This window comes from Bacillus sp. PS237 (assembly GCF_037963345.1).
GTDB lineage: Bacteria > Bacillota > Bacilli > Bacillales > Bacillaceae > Bacillus > Bacillus subtilis.
Genome location: NZ_CP150156.1, coordinates 2,691,788 through 2,707,872 on the forward strand (window position 1 = coordinate 2,691,788; position 16,085 = coordinate 2,707,872).

General features: G+C 45.7%; 16 protein-coding genes, 1 other RNA gene and 1 other annotated feature. Of the genes, 4 read left to right on the forward strand and 13 right to left on the reverse strand.

Annotated features, from left to right (window positions below; all coding sequences use genetic code 11):
- Window positions 1-14 precede the first annotated feature (14 nt).
- Both NST22_RS14020 and NST22_RS14025 read left to right on the forward strand, forming a co-directional pair.
- Window positions 15-665: an amino acid ABC transporter permease gene (locus tag NST22_RS14020; protein ID WP_004398664.1), complete on the forward strand. Its 651-nt coding sequence runs from the start codon at window positions 15-17 to the stop codon at window positions 663-665.
- A gap of 16 nt (window positions 666-681) precedes the next feature.
- The gene (locus tag NST22_RS14025) at window positions 682-1,338 is read left to right on the forward strand and encodes an amino acid ABC transporter permease (RefSeq protein WP_003229784.1); all 657 of its coding nucleotides are present in this window, start codon (window positions 682-684) and stop codon (window positions 1,336-1,338) included.
- A gap of 34 nt (window positions 1,339-1,372) precedes the next feature.
- Here NST22_RS14025 and NST22_RS14030 read toward each other — a convergent pair whose 3' ends face one another.
- The 8 genes from NST22_RS14030 to cymR all read right to left on the reverse strand — a co-directional run bounded on the left by NST22_RS14030 (window position 1,373) and on the right by cymR (window position 8,158).
- Complete coding sequence (locus tag NST22_RS14030) at window positions 1,373-1,504, reverse strand: YrzQ family protein (RefSeq protein ID WP_003229780.1); 132 nt, start codon at window positions 1,502-1,504, stop codon at window positions 1,373-1,375.
- 21 nt (window positions 1,505-1,525) lie between these two features.
- Window positions 1,526-1,717, reverse strand: coding sequence for a hypothetical protein (locus tag NST22_RS14035; RefSeq protein WP_003225893.1), 192 nt, complete (start codon window positions 1,715-1,717; stop codon window positions 1,526-1,528).
- Between the two features lie 11 nt (window positions 1,718-1,728).
- The gene (locus NST22_RS14040) at window positions 1,729-2,253 is read right to left on the reverse strand and encodes a PRC-barrel domain-containing protein (protein ID WP_010886583.1); all 525 of its coding nucleotides are present in this window, start codon (window positions 2,251-2,253) and stop codon (window positions 1,729-1,731) included.
- A gap of 57 nt (window positions 2,254-2,310) precedes the next feature.
- Window positions 2,311-4,707, reverse strand: a complete 2,397-nt coding sequence (locus NST22_RS14045; RefSeq protein WP_004398511.1) for an ATP-dependent RecD-like DNA helicase — start codon at window positions 4,705-4,707, stop codon at window positions 2,311-2,313.
- A 24-nt stretch (window positions 4,708-4,731) separates the two neighbouring features.
- Entirely contained in the window at window positions 4,732-5,352 is a 621-nt protein-coding gene (locus NST22_RS14050; RefSeq protein WP_010886584.1) for a tetratricopeptide repeat protein, read from the reverse strand.
- An 85-nt stretch (window positions 5,353-5,437) separates the two neighbouring features.
- Window positions 5,438-6,553 carry a tRNA 2-thiouridine(34) synthase MnmA gene (mnmA, locus tag NST22_RS14055; protein ID WP_004398509.1) on the reverse strand — a complete coding sequence of 372 codons (1,116 nt, stop codon included), beginning with the start codon at window positions 6,551-6,553 and terminating at the stop codon, window positions 5,438-5,440.
- Between the two features lie 30 nt (window positions 6,554-6,583).
- Complete coding sequence (locus NST22_RS14060; protein ID WP_003246057.1) at window positions 6,584-7,723, reverse strand: cysteine desulfurase family protein; 1,140 nt, start codon at window positions 7,721-7,723, stop codon at window positions 6,584-6,586.
- Between the two features lie 18 nt (window positions 7,724-7,741).
- The gene (gene cymR, locus NST22_RS14065) at window positions 7,742-8,158 is read right to left on the reverse strand and encodes a cysteine metabolism transcriptional regulator CymR (RefSeq protein WP_003225879.1); all 417 of its coding nucleotides are present in this window, start codon (window positions 8,156-8,158) and stop codon (window positions 7,742-7,744) included.
- Between the two features lie 202 nt (window positions 8,159-8,360).
- Here cymR and NST22_RS14070 point away from each other — a divergent pair, with 202 nt between their 5' ends.
- Window positions 8,361-9,626 (forward strand): replication-associated recombination protein A, encoded by a 1,266-nt coding sequence (locus NST22_RS14070; protein WP_004398500.1) that lies wholly within the window; start codon window positions 8,361-8,363, stop codon window positions 9,624-9,626.
- 41 nt (window positions 9,627-9,667) lie between these two features.
- On the opposite strand, the gene NST22_RS14075 is transcribed toward NST22_RS14070, so the two are convergent.
- The 5 genes from NST22_RS14075 to NST22_RS14095 form a co-directional block, all read right to left on the reverse strand.
- On the reverse strand, window positions 9,668-10,432 hold the full coding sequence (locus NST22_RS14075) for a tRNA threonylcarbamoyladenosine dehydratase (protein ID WP_003229763.1): 765 nt from the start codon (window positions 10,430-10,432) through the stop codon (window positions 9,668-9,670).
- Between the two features lie 82 nt (window positions 10,433-10,514).
- Window positions 10,515-10,707, reverse strand: a non-coding RNA gene (gene ssrS / locus NST22_RS14080) — 6S RNA.
- A 60-nt stretch (window positions 10,708-10,767) separates the two neighbouring features.
- The gene (aspS, locus tag NST22_RS14085) at window positions 10,768-12,546 is read right to left on the reverse strand and encodes an aspartate--tRNA ligase (RefSeq protein ID WP_003229758.1); all 1,779 of its coding nucleotides are present in this window, start codon (window positions 12,544-12,546) and stop codon (window positions 10,768-10,770) included.
- A 13-nt stretch (window positions 12,547-12,559) separates the two neighbouring features.
- Entirely contained in the window at window positions 12,560-13,834 is a 1,275-nt protein-coding gene (hisS, locus tag NST22_RS14090) for a histidine--tRNA ligase (protein WP_003229755.1), read from the reverse strand.
- Window positions 13,835-13,923: 89 nt separating this feature from the next.
- Window positions 13,924-14,156 (reverse strand) — a binding site (T-box leader).
- 59 nt (window positions 14,157-14,215) lie between these two features.
- Window positions 14,216-14,386 (reverse strand): YrzK family protein, encoded by a 171-nt coding sequence (locus NST22_RS14095; RefSeq protein WP_004399157.1) that lies wholly within the window; start codon window positions 14,384-14,386, stop codon window positions 14,216-14,218.
- A 132-nt stretch (window positions 14,387-14,518) separates the two neighbouring features.
- Between NST22_RS14095 and NST22_RS14100 the strand changes: the two genes are divergently transcribed.
- On the forward strand, window positions 14,519-16,075 hold the full coding sequence (locus tag NST22_RS14100; RefSeq protein ID WP_004399040.1) for an SH3 domain-containing protein: 1,557 nt from the start codon (window positions 14,519-14,521) through the stop codon (window positions 16,073-16,075).
- Window positions 16,076-16,085: the final 10 nt, after the last annotated feature.

Here is a 16,085-nt window from a genome sequence, read left to right on the forward strand (position 1 = left end):
GAGTGAATAGGCAGATGAATGTGTCAATTCTTTTCGATAACTTCAGCATGTATATGGACGGTTTTTACCATACCTTGCTCGCAAGTGTTATCGCGCTGGCCGGCAGTTTTGTCCTCGGCGTTGCTGTAGCGGTTATGAGAATAACAGTCTTTAAGCCGCTGCAATGGCTCGGGACCGCATATGTAGAATTCATCCGCAACATCCCTCTTCTTTTAATTACCTTTGTTTTCTATTTCGGACTTCCAAACGCAGGCCTGAGGCTTGACGGTTTTCAAGCGGGAACGGTTGCTCTCACCATTTATACCTCTGCGTTTATCGCTGAAGCCATCAGAGCAGGCATCCAGTCTGTTTCAAAAGGGCAGATGGAAGCGGCACGCTCGTCAGGCTTTACCTACAGCCAAGCCATGCTCCATATCATTTTGCCGCAGGCAATCAAAATCGTCATTCCGCCTTTAGGCAATCAATTTTTAAACTTAGTCAAAAACTCTTCGATTCTTGGGGTTGTGGCCGGATTGGATCTTATGTACCAAGCCGATTTAGTTTCGTCGAGCACACTCGTTGTATTTGATGTTTATATTTTTGTGGCGCTTTTTTACTTAGTGCTGACGATTCCGCTTAGCATCGGTGTTAACTATCTGGAAAAACGGCTGGAAAAAAGCTATTGATAAGGAGTGAGTTACATTGGATTTCATCGGTGCTTATTCACAGGAGCATTTAGCGTTTTTATGGGATGGCTTTCTCGTCACCTTGTACGTTGCTTTCATCTCCATCATTCTGAGCTTTTTCTTCGGTTTAATCGCAGGCACCCTGCGTTATGCGAAAGTTCCCGTTCTTTCTCAATTGATTGCAGTTCTCGTTGAAACGATCAGAAACCTCCCCTTGCTGTTAATTATTTTCTTTACGTTTTTTGCCCTTCCGGAAATTGGGATTAAGCTTGAAATTACAGCTGCTGCAATTACAGCACTAACGATTTTTGAATCCGCTATGCTATCTGAAATTATCCGAAGCGGACTGAAATCAATTGACAAAGGACAAATTGAAGCGGCGCGCTCCTCCGGGCTGAGCTATACACAGACCCTGTTCTTTATCGTTATGCCGCAAGCGCTTCGCCGCATGGTTCCGCCCATCGTAAGCCAGTTTATTTCTTTATTAAAAGATACATCGCTCGCTGTTGTGATCGCCCTGCCTGAACTGATTCACAACGCGCAAATTATTAACGGCCAAAGCGCTGACGGCAGTTATTTTTTCCCGATCTTTTTACTTGCGGCCCTTATGTATTTCGCAGTCAACTACAGCCTTTCACTCGCAGCAAGACGCCTCGAGGTCCGGCAAACATAGAAAAGGATACTCTTTGGAGAGTATCCTTTTTGCATTAAAACATTTTCGTAATTCTTCTTCTCATCCGCTTCATGCTTCGATTATTCAGCATGTCAGATTGAGTCGCCATTCGGTACACGAGAGCTCCGGCTCCCATTGCCAAAAGAGAAGTCATCGTCCGATTCATCCTGCGCATCTCCTTTCATGATTAAAAATTGATGCTGCGTTCATCCTCAGAAAACAAATCATCCAAGCTGCTTAACGTTCCGTCTTCTTCCACCTGATGAGTTGCAATCTTCCCTTTCGCCACTGTCAGTTCAATAAAACAGCCCCAGCAATAATATTGGTTCACGCCGATTTTGCCGATATCCTTACTTTTGCAATTCGGGCATATAAGCATACCTCACACCTCTATCCGTTCAGAACGATCTCGTCTTTCCGCACCTCGACAAGCGAATCCGCTCTTTGGATCTGGCGCTTGCTTCCCGCCAGGTCAGAAAAGAAACCGTCCGAGAGTTCATATGCTACGATTATGCCCCTGTCCAAACAAAAGTATACATCTTCCAGCATCCCCAATATATCCCCCTCTTGCGATTTCACAAGCTTCATCTTCATCTGCTCGTATGTGAAGCATGATTTCGGAAGAGGCAAAAGCTGTTCTGAACTGACCGAAGCCAATATGCGGTCATCAAAAATGGAAGAGATATCACACGCCCGTAATAGCGCATGATGATGATGCAAAAAGCGTTTTTGTGCAAGAATAAACCCAAGACAATCTCCTTTCAGAGAAAAACAAATATCGGAAATTGTCCCGAGATAACTAGAAGTTCGTTCTGAGTATACTGGGAATCCTTCTACTTCATGGCATGTTCTCAAAGTGTGATCAACCACCTTTTGTTGAACAGGCTTAGGTTTTGCTTTGCGCCTTAGACTCATACGATGAAATCAATTCCACTGCAAATGAAAAAAAACTCCCGCTTGCACGGGAGCATTTTATTGCTGTTCTTCTTTCATAAAATCGAATGGTGTAATGCCTTCCATGCCAATGTTGGCGTCGTGTACGCTGAACGGGAGCTCTTTTTGCAAAGCTTCAAGCTCGGCATCCATTTCCTCAACCTGTACGGACAGCCTGTTTTTCAAGGAGGTCTGTCTGACAGTTGCATCATTATTTTTCACGCCCCACTCCAGCGCCTCCTCTTCCCCGCATAAAATGAGAAATTTCTTCGCTCTTGTAATCGCGGTATAAAGAAGGTTTCTTCTGAGCATTCTATAATAGCCTTTCACAACAGGCAAAACCACAATCGGAAATTCACTTCCCTGCGATTTATGAATAGAACAGCAATACGCATGGGTAAATTGATTAAAATCTTTTTTCGTAAATGTCATTTCATTGCCGTCAAAAGAAACGACGGCCATGTCTTCTTTTTCTGTATTTTCCTTTGCATAAAATATCGACGTGATTTCGCCAATATCTCCGTTGAACACATTGTTTTCCGGCTGATTGACAAGCTGCAAAATTTTATCTCCGGTTCTGTAGACAACATCCCCGAACTTCAATTCTCTCCGTTTTTCTTTAGGAGGATTTAAAATGTCCTGCAGCATCACATTCAATTCATTAATGCCGGCTTTTCCTCTGTACATCGGAGCGAGGACCTGAATGTCCTTTGCTGTATAGCCTTTTTTCAATGCATTGGCGACAACCTTCTCAACTACTTCTTTGATTTGCGACCCGCCGCAGCGAATAAAGGAACGGTCCTTTGTCGGGGCAGTCAAATTGTTCGGCAGCAATCCATTTTTCATCTGGTGGGCAAGCTCGACGATTGATGACCCTTCTGCCTGGCGATAGATGTCTGTCAGTCTCACAGTCGGAATCACCTGGGATGCCAGCAGGTCTCTGAGCACTTGTCCCGGACCGACGGAAGGCAGCTGGTCTTCGTCTCCGACAATGATGATTTGTATATGATCAGGGATCGCCTTGAACAAATGATTCGCCAGCCATATATCAAGCATACTGGCTTCATCGATAATTAACAGCTTCCCTTCGATCGGCTGATCCTCTGTATGAGTAAAGCCTTCAGCGCCGTTCCAGCCAAGCAGCCTGTGTATCGTAACTGCAGGGAGTCCCGTTGATTCACTCATCCGTTTTGCTGCTCTCCCTGTCGGAGCGGCCAAAACAATCGGAAAAGCTTCATCCTTTTTATAAGCTGACGGGTCTAGTGACACACCGTGAAGCTCTCCGTAGAGCTCGACAATCCCTCTGATTACCGTCGTTTTTCCTGTTCCCGGGCCGCCTGTTAAAAGAAGCATCGGCGAGGAAAGGGCTTTTTGAATCGCTTCCTTCTGGCTGGGGGCATACTGAACGTCCATCCGTTCTTCCAGTTCTCCCAACGCGAGCAAAAACTCTGATTCGGGAAACTGGTTCTCATATTCGGTTTGGCTAGCGATATGTTTCACACGCTTTGCAACGTTTTGTTCTGCGTAAAACAGCGAAGGAAAATAACAGCGGCCATCTTCTATGACAATGTCTTTATTTTCTCCAAGGGCAATAATTGCGTTAGCGGCATCCATTTCTGTAATGCGCTGCCCTTCCCTTGCTGACTGGTTTAACAGTGATTGAGTGTCGATGATCAGCTGTTCCGTTTCTATGTACGTGTGCCCCTCTGACAGACAAGTCGTTTCAAGCGTGTACAAAATAGCAGCTTTTACCCGCTCAGGATGATTACCCGAAAGACCCATTCTGCTGCCCAGCTCATCCGCTTTTCCAAACCCGATGCCTTCTACATCCTTCACAAGCTGATAAGGATTTTCCTGAATCTTTTCAAGCGTCTCGGATTCATAGGCTTGATAGATTTTCATAGACAGCTGCGGGCCAAAGCCAAACTGATTCAAGGAAATCATGATTTGCTCCAGTCCCTGATGCCGCTGCAATGCGCCAGCCAGCGTGTCTGCTTTCTTTTTTGAGAGTCTGGGAACATCATAAAGCACTGAAGCATCAGCCAATATTTTATTAATGGCGCTGTCGCCCAGCTTTTTCACAATTTCTTCAGCTGTTTTTTTGCCGATCCCCTCGAATAAATCACTCGATAAATATTGAATGATGCCTTCCTTAGTCGTTGGAATCTCCTTTTTGAAATGCTCCGCCTGAAATTGGAGCCCGAATTTTGGATGGGTTACGATCTTTCCGTAAAACGTGTAGGTCTCTTCTTCTTGAAGCGCAGGGAAGTAGCCCGTCACGGATACGGCTTTATCTTCAATGGCTTCGGAGGTCTCTGTGACTTTCACTTTCAGAACCGTATATAAATTGGTGTCATTATGATAGATGACTGTGTTGACTGTCCCTTTTAAATAGGGCTCTTCCTCCAGTTTAAGCTGATCCGGATGCTGCTGCACGAGCTGTCCCTCCTCCTGTGCCTGTTATGATGGATCAATCAGTTTTTTAGCATGAAGCGCAAGCATATGATCTGGCTGGATATCGATTGCCTTGTCCAGCATTTCCAGCGCTTTTTCTCGGTTTTCTTTATAAGCATAAGTGACACCGGCATTATAAAATGCATCTGCATGCCCCGGGTCTTGCTCTGTCACAGCTGCGAATTGGCTGAGCGCTTCGTCCAGCATGCCCTCGTTGGCTAAGCACATCCCGAATTGAAAACGCGCTTCCGTATCGTTTTCATTCAGTTCGACTGCTCTTTGTAAATATGGCAGTGCAAGCTTAGGCTGTTCGAGCTTGACAAGTACCGTTCCGAGCATGTAAAACAGGTCGCCGTTTTCCATCCCCGCACGTAGCGCTTTTTCAAACATGTCTTTCGCTTCTTTGTACATTTCTTTTACAACATAGACATTTCCTGCTCCATAATAAGCAGTGGCTGCGCTACTGTCTAATTCAAGCGCTTTATCATAAAACGCAAGCGCACGTTCCAGCTCGTTTACGGATGAAAGAAGGTTGGCAAAATTGATATACGGAATCGCGTCTTCTTTATTTTCTTCAATCGCTTTTGTAAATGCCTCTGCCGCTTTCTCGTAATCGCCTTCCTGCATCGCCTCTATACCGAGTTGATTATAATCCACCGATCATCTTCCTTTCATTAAAAAACCCCAACTCAGTGTTGAGGTTTTTCATCTTTTATACGTACCACAATTTTGTTCCGTCTTTGTACACATCATCAATTGTCCCGCCGCCAAGGCATTCTTCGCCGTCATAGAAGACAACGGCTTGTCCCGGCGTTACAGCGCGGACTTGTTCATCAAAGATGACTTCCGCTTCACCTTCGCCAGTCATGCGCACTGTTACTTTATGATCCTCTTGGCGGTAACGGAATTTAGCCGTGCAGGAAATCTCTTCGCCCTTCATGATATCCGAACGTACCCAGCTGATATTTGTTGCTGTGATTTTGTCGGAATATAAAAGCGGGTTATGGAACCCTTGATCTACGTAGAGGATGTTCTTTTCAAGATCTTTGCCTACCGCAAACCACGGCTCGCCGCTTCCGCCGATGCCAAGGCCGTGACGCTGTCCGATCGTATAGTACATCAACCCGTCGTGGCGGCCTTTTACTTCGCCGTCCATCGTCATCATATCGCCCGGCTGTGCAGGGAGATATTGGCTGAGAAACGTTTTGAAGTTGCGTTCGCCGATAAAGCAGATGCCTGTACTGTCTTTTTTCGTCGCTGTTGCAAGTTCTGCTTCTTTGGCAATTTCACGCACACGGCTTTTTTGAAGTTCGCCGATCGGGAACATGACTTTGCTCAGCGTATCTTCTGTCAGCTGATTCAGGAAGTACGTTTGATCCTTGTTTTCATCAATGCCGCGCAGCATTCTGACTTTTCCGCCGCTTCTGTCTACTCTTGCATAGTGGCCAGTCGCTAAATAGTCGGCGCCAAGTGACAATGCATGCTCCAAAAAGGCCTTGAATTTAATTTCTTTGTTGCACAATACATCCGGGTTTGGTGTTCTGCCTGCTTTATATTCATCAAGGAAGTATTGAAATACCTTCTCATAATATTGCTTTTCAAAGTTTACGGCATAATACGGAATTCCGATTTGGTTGCAGACGCGGATCACATCTTCATAATCCTCTGTCGCCGTGCAAAAACCGTTTTCGTCCGTATCATCCCAGTTTTTCATAAAGATTCCGATTACATCATAGCCCTGTTCTTTTAACAGCAGGGCCGCCACAGATGAGTCTACTCCGCCGGACATGCCGACGACGACTCTTGTATCCTCCGGCCGTTTTTCCATTTCATTCACTCCAATTACTACGCCGCCTTATTATGTCAGCCGTTTGACAACGTCGGCCACATGTTTGGCAGCAGTTTTCACTTGCTCAGCCGTATTGCCGAGGCCGAAGCTGATTCGAATAGAGGACGTCAGCCGGTCACTCTCTTCGCCGAACATAGCAGTCAGAACATGTGACGGCAGGACTGAACCGGCCGTGCACGCTGAACCGCTGGAGACAGCGACACCAGCCATATCAAGATTAACCAGCAGCGCTTCCACTGACACACCGGGGAAATAAAGATTCAGAACATGCGGCAGACTATGCTCTTTGTCCCCGTTGACCTCGAATGCCACACCTGCATCTCTAAGCGTGTCGGCAAAGATTGCTTTAAACGATTGATACTTCTCGTTTTTTTCGTCACGTTCTTCACTTGACAGCTTGATCGCTTCTTTCAGCCCGACAATGCCTGGAACATTTTCCGTTCCGGCACGGCGTTTTCTTTCTTGCTCTCCTCCGAATAAAAGGGGTGAAAGCTTCACATCTTTACTAGCATATAAAAAGCCTGTCCCTTTTGGCCCGTTGAGCTTGTGCCCGGAAACAGACAGAAGGTCAATATGGCTGTTTTTCACATCAATTGGCAGCAACCCGAATGCCTGAACAGCATCGGTATGAAAATAAGCTTTGTGTTCCTTTAACAGCTCACCGATTTCTTCGATCGGCTGCACTGTTCCGACTTCATTATTTCCATACATCACTGTCACAAGGATTGTATCATCACGCAGTGCTTCTTTCACCTGTTTTGCACTGACTCTTCCATTTTGGTCAACGTCCAGATACGTTATGTCAAATCCGTCTCCCTCAAGTTTTTCACATGTGTGAAGCACGGCGTGATGCTCAATTTTTGTTGTGATGATATGTCTGCCAAGATCTTTTCTTGCAAGTGCGGTTCCCATGATCGCCAAGTTATCAGCTTCCGTTCCCCCGCTTGTAAAAATGATCTCCTGCTCTGCCGCTCCGATTTCTGCTGCGATCTGCGCTCTTGCTTCATCCACCCATTTTCGAGATTCTCTGCCAAATGAATGAATACTGGAGGGATTACCGAAACTGCCGGAGAAGTGCGGTATCATTTGTTCCAGCACGCGCTCATCCATCGGAGACGTTGCGGCATGATCTAAATAAATCCGTTCCATTATGTTTACACCTCTGATCTAAATATAGAACATATAAGCTTCTTGCTCTCCGTCTGTATAGCTGGCAAGATCCTCTAATGTTGTACTGTCTAAAACCTCTTTTACAGCATCCCGGATGCGAATCCAGAGCTCACGCTTGGCAGGCTCCTCATCTTCCAGCACTTCAACAGGGCTGATCGGCCCCTCAAGCACACGGATAATATCTCCCGCAGTAATGGCATCCGGCTCACTGCCTAATACATATCCGCCATATGCGCCTCTGATGCTTTTCACTAAACCGGCATTTCTGAGCGGCGATACCAGCTGCTCCAAATAATGCTCGGACAAATTATTCGTCTGTGCGATGCTTTTTAATGAAGTCGGGCCTTCACCGTGCTTTTTTGCAAGCTCGATCATAATGGTGAGCCCGTATCTTCCCTTAGTTGATATTTTCAACATGAACACCTCTGTTATTTCATGATTTTCCACATTTATAATGGTAATTTCTATATGTTTCGTCCGTTTATTATCTTATAGACCAACTGTTATTATAACATACCTTCAGCGAATTTTCATTGAGGCAGAAGGAAAGGGGCCTTTACCCTTTTCTAATGTACGGTTTTCCGTTACCCTGTAATTAAGTAAGGAGAGATGATAGATGAAGCCATTGGCATATCGGATGCGTCCGACAAAAATAGAGGATATTATCGGCCAGCAGCATCTGGTGGCTGAAGATAAAATTATTGGCAGAATGGTCCAGGCAAAACATTTGTCATCCATGATTTTGTACGGGCCGCCCGGAATTGGAAAAACATCAATCGCAACAGCAATCGCCGGTTCAACAAGTATTGCTTTTCGAAAGCTGAATGCTGTCATTAACAATAAAAAAGATATGGAAATCGTAGCTCAGGAAGCCAAGATGTCCGGCCAAGTGATTTTGATTCTGGATGAAGTCCACAGGCTGGATAAAGGAAAACAGGATTTTCTATTACCCTATTTAGAAAACGGAATGATCATTTTGATCGGAGCAACGACGGCTAACCCGTATCATGCCATTAATCCGGCGATCAGAAGCCGGACCCAGATTTTTGAGCTTGAACCGTTAACACCTGAACTGATTAAACAGGCACTGGAACGTGCGCTCCATGATGAGCATCGGGGCCTTGGCACCTATTCTGTATCCATTGATGATCAGGCGATGGAGCATTTTGCCCACGGATGCGGAGGAGATGTCCGCTCCGCTTTAAATGCGCTTGAGCTTGCCGTGTTGTCAACGAAGGAGTCAGCAGACGGTGAAATTCACATTACATTAGAAACCGCGGAAGAATGCTTGCAGAAAAAAAGCTTTTCTCACGATAAAGATGGTGACGCGCATTATGATGTACTGTCCGCTTTTCAAAAATCAATCCGCGGCTCTGATGCCAACGCTGCTCTTCACTATTTGGCTAGATTAATTGAAGCCGGTGATCTGGAGAGCATCGCAAGACGATTGCTTGTTATCGCCTATGAGGATATCGGTTTAGCAAGCCCGCAAGCCGGCCCTAGAGTGCTGAACGCTATTCAGACCGCTGAGCGAGTCGGGTTTCCTGAAGCGCGAATCCCGCTGGCCAACGCAGTTATTGAGCTTTGCCTCTCACCGAAATCAAACTCTGCCATTCTGGCAATCGATGAGGCCCTGGCAGATATCAGAGCCGGAAAAATTGGGGATGTCCCGAAGCATTTAAAAGACGCGCATTATAAAGGAGCTCAGGAATTAGGAAGAGGAATCGACTATAAATACCCGCACAATTACGACAACGGTTGGGTCGAACAACAATACCTCCCTGATCCTCTGAAAAATAAGCAATACTATAAGCCGAAACAGACTGGAAAGTTCGAATCTGCCTTAAAGCAGGTGTACGATAAATTAATGAAAAGAAAATAAAACAAAAAAACAGCCTTGATCATCAAGGCTGTTTTTATGCATTATTTATCCTTCACACGTTTGATTTCAATGTCTTTCAAAAGATCCATGACAACATGTCCGCCCATAATCAAACCTGCAACTGACGGCACAAAAGCATTAGAGGAAGGCGGCATTTTTGCTTTACGTATTTTCGCTTCGTCATTCCCCACTTCTTTTCTGACATCTTCCCGAATAACAATCGGGCTTTCATCAGAGAAAATCACTTGAACGCCTTTTTTGATACCCTCCTTGCGTAATTTCGTACGAACGACCTTCGCAATTGGATCAGTGTGCGTTTTTGAGATATCAGCGATTTGGAAGCGTGTCGGATCCGTTTTATTTGCAGCACCCATGCTGGAGATGAGCGGAATATCCCGTTTTAGACATTCTTTCATTAAATGAATTTTATAACAAATGGTGTCTGACGCATCAATGACATAGTCAAGATCATAGTCAAAAAACTGCTCATACGTTTCCTCCGTATAGAACATTTTTAACGCGATCACTTCACACTCCGGGTTAATGTCTGCGATCCGCGCCTTCATTAAATCAACTTTCGGCTGTCCGACAGTTGAAAGCAGCGCGTGAAGCTGACGATTTACATTTGTAATGTCGACATCATCTTTGTCGACAAGCAGAATGCGGCCGACGCCTGACCGCGCGAGAGCTTCCGCCGCGAACGACCCGACTCCCCCGACTCCAAGCACAGCAACTGTGCTGTTTTTCAGCGTTTCAAGGCCTTCTTTTCCGATAGCTAATTCATTGCGTGAAAACTGGTGTAACAAGAACCTCACTCCACATTCGTATTCTGGTTTCATCTATAAAATGGCTGATCCATGAGCAGCCGTTTTTTCTGCGCACAAAAAATAAAGTCCCAATAGTGCCGTTGCAGCTTTCCTTTGTTTTGAACCCGCTCTCAGCAGGTGGGTGCCCTCTTTTAAATCTTGTAAGTCCTCTTTACCGAATGAAAAGAGGCATGTACGCCATTTAAAAATGCGGGCTCCCAAATCAAAAAAATGTTCGGTCAAAACTAGGTGTACAACTAACACATCAGGACTTTATTTAACTTGTCAAAATCATATCACAGACGATTTTGATTTTCAAGAATCGAACTGCAAATTCAGTTCTTAACTTTTTTCTTGATAGAAAGATGAAGCTCGTCAAGCTGGGCGTCGCTTACTTCGCCTGGCGCTTCTGTCATCAGGCAGCTTGCACTTGCCGTTTTCGGGAATGCAATCGTATCTCTCAGGTTCGTACGTCCAGCGAGAAGCATAACGAGACGGTCTAAGCCGAGTGCGATTCCGCCGTGCGGAGGAGCGCCGTATTCAAATGCTTCCAGCAGGAATCCGAACTGTTCAGCCGCTTCTTCTGGTGAGAAGCCGAGAAGCGCAAACATTTTTTCCTGAATATCCTTTTCGAAAATACGGATTGAACCGCCGCCAAGCTCATAGCCGTTTAAGACGAGGTCATAAGCTTGCGCTTTCATGTCTTCAGGCGCTGTTTCAATCAGCTCAAGGTCTTCTCGGACAGGCATTGTGAACGGATGGTGCGCTGCGTAAAAACGGCCTTCTTCCGGATCATGCTCTAATAGCGGCCAGTCGATGACCCATAAGAAATTGAACAATTTTTCGTCAATCAGTCCGCGTTCTTTCCCAAGCTTTAAGCGCAGGGCGCCGAGTGATGCGGCCACAACTTCGAATTGATCCGCTCCGAACAGCAGCAAATCACCTTCAGCAGCATCAAGTGCTTCAATCAGCTTAGACTGCTTTTCTTCATCAAAGAATTTAGCGATCGGGCCTTTCACTCCGTCTGCCTCAACCTTCACCCAGGCAAGCCCTTTTGCCCCGTAGTTTGCAGCAAAAGCGCCAAGAGCGTCGATGTCTTTTCTGGAGTAATCGCCGGCACCGCCTTTTACATTGATGGCTTTGACCACGCCGCCGTTTGCTACAGCTGATGAGAACACTTTAAATTCCGTATCCTTTACAATGTCAGACACATCCGTCAAAAGCATGTCAAAACGCGTATCCGGTTTATCAGACCCGTACTTGTTCATTGCTTCGTCATACGTCATTCGAGGAAGAGGAAGCTGAAGTTCCTCACCTTTTGTTTCACGCATAACCTTTGCCATCATCTCCTCAGCCAATGACATAATGTCTTCCTGGCTCATAAAGGACATTTCAATATCAATTTGCGTAAACTCAGGCTGACGGTCCGCACGCAAGTCTTCATCGCGGAAACAGCGGGCAATTTGATAATATCGTTCAATGCCTGATACCATCAGAAGCTGTTTAAATAGCTGCGGAGACTGCGGCAGCGCGTAGAACTCACCTTCGTGCACACGGCTCGGCACCAAGTAGTCACGTGCGCCTTCAGGCGTGCTTCCTGTTAAAATCGGCGTTTCAATATCAAGAAACCCATTTTCATCTAAAAAGCTGCGAACAGCTTTCGTCACGTTATGGCGCAGCTGCATCGTCTGGAACATAGCCGGTCTGCGCAAATCTAAGTAACGGTGTTTTAAACGAACGTCCTCTGACACTTCTTCAGCTTGATCAGAAATCGCAAATGGAGGTGTCTTTGCAGCATTTAATACGTTCACTCCATCAGCATGTATTTCGATCGCGCCTGTTTTCAAATTCGGATTAACTGTTCCCTCTTCACGCGCCACCACTTTTCCTTGAATATCAAGCACGTATTCATTTCTGATGCCTTCCGCAATAGCAAGCGCTTCTTTTGACACATCAGGGTTAAAAACGACTTGAACAATGCCCGTACGGTCACGCAAGTCAATAAAAATCAATCCGCCGAGGTCTCGTCTTTTTTGGACCCAGCCTTTCAGCGTTACAGATTCGCCAATTGCTTTTTCAGTTATATCACCGCAATAATATGTTCTTCCAAACAATGCGTTTCACTCCTTATCCCTTTTGGTTTGCCTTCATCACATGTATAAATTCATCAAGTGCCACTTCAATCTGTTCGCCCGTCTGTGCATCCTTTACATTGATTTTGTTTTGGGCAAGCTCATCTTCACCCAAAATCGCAATAAATCTGGCCTTTAAGCGATCAGCTGTTTTAAACTGGCCTTTCATTTTCTTATTTTCATAATCGATTTCACTGGAAATGCCTGCTTCTCTCAGTTTGTACACCAATGAAACAGAATAATCCTTTGCTTTTTCGCCGAGTGTGACGATATAGCAGTCGATTCCCTTATCAACAGGCAGCTCTCTTTTTTCAGCATCAATTGCGGCAAGCAAGCGTTCGATGCTCATCGCAAATCCGATGCCCGGTGCTTCAGGTCCGCCGATCTGTTCGACAAGCCCGTCGTAGCGTCCGCCGCCGGCAAGTGTCGTAATCGCGCCAAAGCCCTCCGCATTGCTCATAATTTCAAATGCGGTGTGGTTGTAATAATCCAGCCCTCTCACAAGGTTCGGATCGATTTCATACGAAATGCCAAGATCATTTAAGTATTGTTTCACTTTTTCAAAATAAGCGGCTGATTCTTCATTTAAATATGTCAAAATCGAAGGTGCCGATTTCATCAGCTCATGATCACGGTCTTTTTTGCAGTCCAAAATTCTAAGCGGGTTCGTGTGCAGCCGGGACTGGCAGTCTGAACAAAATTCTTCGATGCGAGGCTCGAAGTGTTTCACGAGCGCTTCTCTGTAGCTTTTGCGGCTATCTTGATCGCCGAGACTGTTTATGACAAGCTTAACGTTTTCTAAACCTGCTTTTTCATAAATACTCATCGCAAGCGCCATTACTTCAGCGTCGATTGCAGGGTCTTTCGAACCAATCGCTTCAATTCCAAACTGATAAAACTGGCGGTAACGGCCCGTCTGAGGACGTTCATAACGGAACATCGGCCCGACATAATAAAGCTTTGTCGGCTGTACAGGATTTGCGAACAGCTTGTTTTCATTAAAAGCGCGAACCGCAGCAGCTGTTCCCTCCGGACGAAGCGTCAGGCTTCTGCCTTTGCGGTCCTCGAAGGTATACATTTCTTTTTGTACGATATCCGTTGATTCTCCGACGCCTCTGGCAAACAGTTCTGTATGCTCAAAAATCGGTGTGCGGATTTCTTTATATTGATAAGTGCGGCAAGTGTCTCTCATAATTTGTTCAACAAACTGCCAGCGATCTGATTCTCCAGGCAGAATATCCTGTGTTCCTCTCGGAATGTTATATCCCATAGGTAGACCTCCTTATGTATTCCTTATAAAATATCCAATGATCGTTAATGATGAAAATGAAAAAAACTCCCGCCCCTACTATACATGATAGTAGGGACGAGAGTTATACCCGTGGTGCCACCCTAGTTGGAATACGTTCATATTCCCGCTCGATCCTTTAACGCAGGTTCACGTTCACTGCCTAATGGCGTTATTCACGCGTTCAGCAGGAAACCTCCGGAGTGTTGTTTCGAGAAAGACGCAATGGGATCCGCTTTCAGCCTGGGGCGGGTTCCTCTCTAATCATGCAATCTGACCTACTCTTCTCCATTATTGGTTCAAATCTTTCATCATTTGCTATGTACTCAATTTCTATTATAATAATGGGATTGGGGTTCTCTGTCAAGCTTTATTCCGGTTGTTTTTCCTCAGCGCTGCTTCTTTGGACATAAGACCAAATTCAGATGCTGTTTCCGTAAGATAACCAGTCGTATCGGGATCTGCGTGATCGCTGTAATGCAGATTCGCTTCACCGTCGTGAAATGCACGTCCCATTTTTGGATGATATTTCATGATTTGCACACCTTTTTGATTGTATTTACGCTTAGTATAAACAAATCATTTTATTTTTATTTAAAAATCAGAAAGGACTTTACGATATTAAACAAGAATGCTTTTTTAATGATCATCAGAAAGGAGGACACAATGAACAAGAAATACTTTGTCCTTATTGTATGTATTATTTTCACCTCAGCGCTATTCCCGACCTTTTCATCCGTTACAGCTGCTCAAGGAGAAGCGGTCATCGCAACAGATGAAATGAACGTCAGAAGCGGCCCAGGGCTTAGCTACGGCATTACAGCGGAAGTAAAAAAGGGAGAACGCTATCCAATTTTAAAGGAAGATGGAGACTGGGTGCAGATACAGCTTGGTTCTGGAGAAAAGGGCTGGGTAGTCTCCTGGCTTATTACAAAGGAAGACCAGGCCAGCACAAGCTCCTCAGGAAGCAGTGACACTGTGACATCAACAGACCCCGATCTGCGGATGAGAAGCGGCCCGGGCACTTCCTACGAAGTCATCGGCAAATTCCCGCAAGGCAGCCAAGCATCTGTCATTGATAAAGATTCGGGCTGGATCAAGATATCCTATCACAGTGCCACCGGATGGGTATCATCTGAATATGTCACATCAGGAGGCAGCAGTTCAGCGTCTGATGAGAGTGACCAAACCGAGGATTCCGGTGCGTCAACGACGGGCACAGTCGGTGTTTCTTCGCTAAATGTAAGAGCCTCCGCCTCACATGACGCGGCAATTATAACAAAACTTGATCGCGGAACGAAACTGACGGTTCTCAACGAGAAAAATGGCTGGGCTCACATTGAGGTGAACGGGCTAAAAGGCTGGGTTGCAAGCCATTACCTTTTGACTAGTTCTGTTCCAGCTGATGATTCAGCAAATGCCGGCAGTTCATCCTCCGCTAAAAAAGCCTATATCATGTACGGAGGAACGAATCTAAGAAGTGATGCGTCAACATCAGCTTCGATCGTTGAGCGCGCTGCCAAAGGAGATTCATACACCATTACCGGTTCAAAGGGAAGCTGGTATGAAATAAAGCTTGATAACGGGCAGACTGCTTATGTAGCCAATTGGGTGGTCCAAACGTCTAAAAGCGCAGAAGAAGCAGGTGAACCGCCAGTCTCTGATTCCCCGTCTGGAAACGGCTCTCTAAACAATAAAACGATTATTGTTGACCCGGGACATGGAGGAAAAGACAGCGGAACGATCGGGTATTCGGGGAAATTCGAGAAAAACCTGACGATCAAAACGGCAAAACTGCTCGCCAGCAAACTTAGATCGGCTGGAGCGGATGTATATGTGACACGCCAGGATGATACCTTTGTCAGCCTGCAGTCACGGGTCTCTACCTCTCACTACCGTAACGCTGACGCCTTTATCAGCATTCATTATGACAGCTATGCGGATACCTCTACAAGAGGCAGTACAGCATATTACTACAGTCCTGCCAAAGATCAGGAACTCGCATCAGATGTCCACTCAGAAGTGGTGAAGCGTTCTTCCATTCCAGACCGCGGCGTATTATTCGGAGATTATTATGTGCTCCGGGAAAACAGACAGCCCGCTATGCTGTACGAGCTGGGATATGTAAGCCATCCGCAGGAAGAAGCCATTGTACATAGCAATTCATACCAAGAAAAAGTAACAGATGGGATCGAAAGCGGATTAGAGAAATACTTCCAATAAAAAAAGCTGC

Excerpts from the sequence above, each read along its gene's own strand:
- NST22_RS14020 (WP_004398664.1), top strand. The coding sequence starts at position 15 with ATGAATGTGTCAATTCTTTTCGATAACTTCAGCATGTATATGGACGGT.
- NST22_RS14030 (WP_003229780.1), bottom strand. The coding sequence starts at position 1,504 with ATGAATCGGACGATGACTTCTCTTTTGGCAATGGGAGCCGGAGCTCTC.
- NST22_RS14035 (WP_003225893.1), bottom strand. The coding sequence starts at position 1,717 with ATGCTTATATGCCCGAATTGCAAAAGTAAGGATATCGGCAAAATCGGC.
- NST22_RS14040 (WP_010886583.1), bottom strand. The coding sequence starts at position 2,253 with ATGAGTCTAAGGCGCAAAGCAAAACCTAAGCCTGTTCAACAAAAGGTG.
- NST22_RS14050 (WP_010886584.1), bottom strand. The coding sequence starts at position 5,352 with ATGCAGGAAGGCGATTACGAGAAAGCGGCAGAGGCATTTACAAAAGCG.
- mnmA (WP_004398509.1), bottom strand. The coding sequence starts at position 6,553 with ATGGAAAAACGGCCGGAGGATACAAGAGTCGTCGTCGGCATGTCCGGC.
- NST22_RS14060 (WP_003246057.1), bottom strand. The coding sequence starts at position 7,723 with ATGGAACGGATTTATTTAGATCATGCCGCAACGTCTCCGATGGATGAG.
- NST22_RS14070 (WP_004398500.1), top strand. The coding sequence starts at position 8,361 with ATGAAGCCATTGGCATATCGGATGCGTCCGACAAAAATAGAGGATATT.
- hisS (WP_003229755.1), bottom strand. The coding sequence starts at position 13,834 with ATGGGATATAACATTCCGAGAGGAACACAGGATATTCTGCCTGGAGAA.
- NST22_RS14095 (WP_004399157.1), bottom strand. The coding sequence starts at position 14,386 with ATGAAATATCATCCAAAAATGGGACGTGCATTTCACGACGGTGAAGCG.
- NST22_RS14100 (WP_004399040.1), top strand. The coding sequence starts at position 14,519 with ATGAACAAGAAATACTTTGTCCTTATTGTATGTATTATTTTCACCTCA.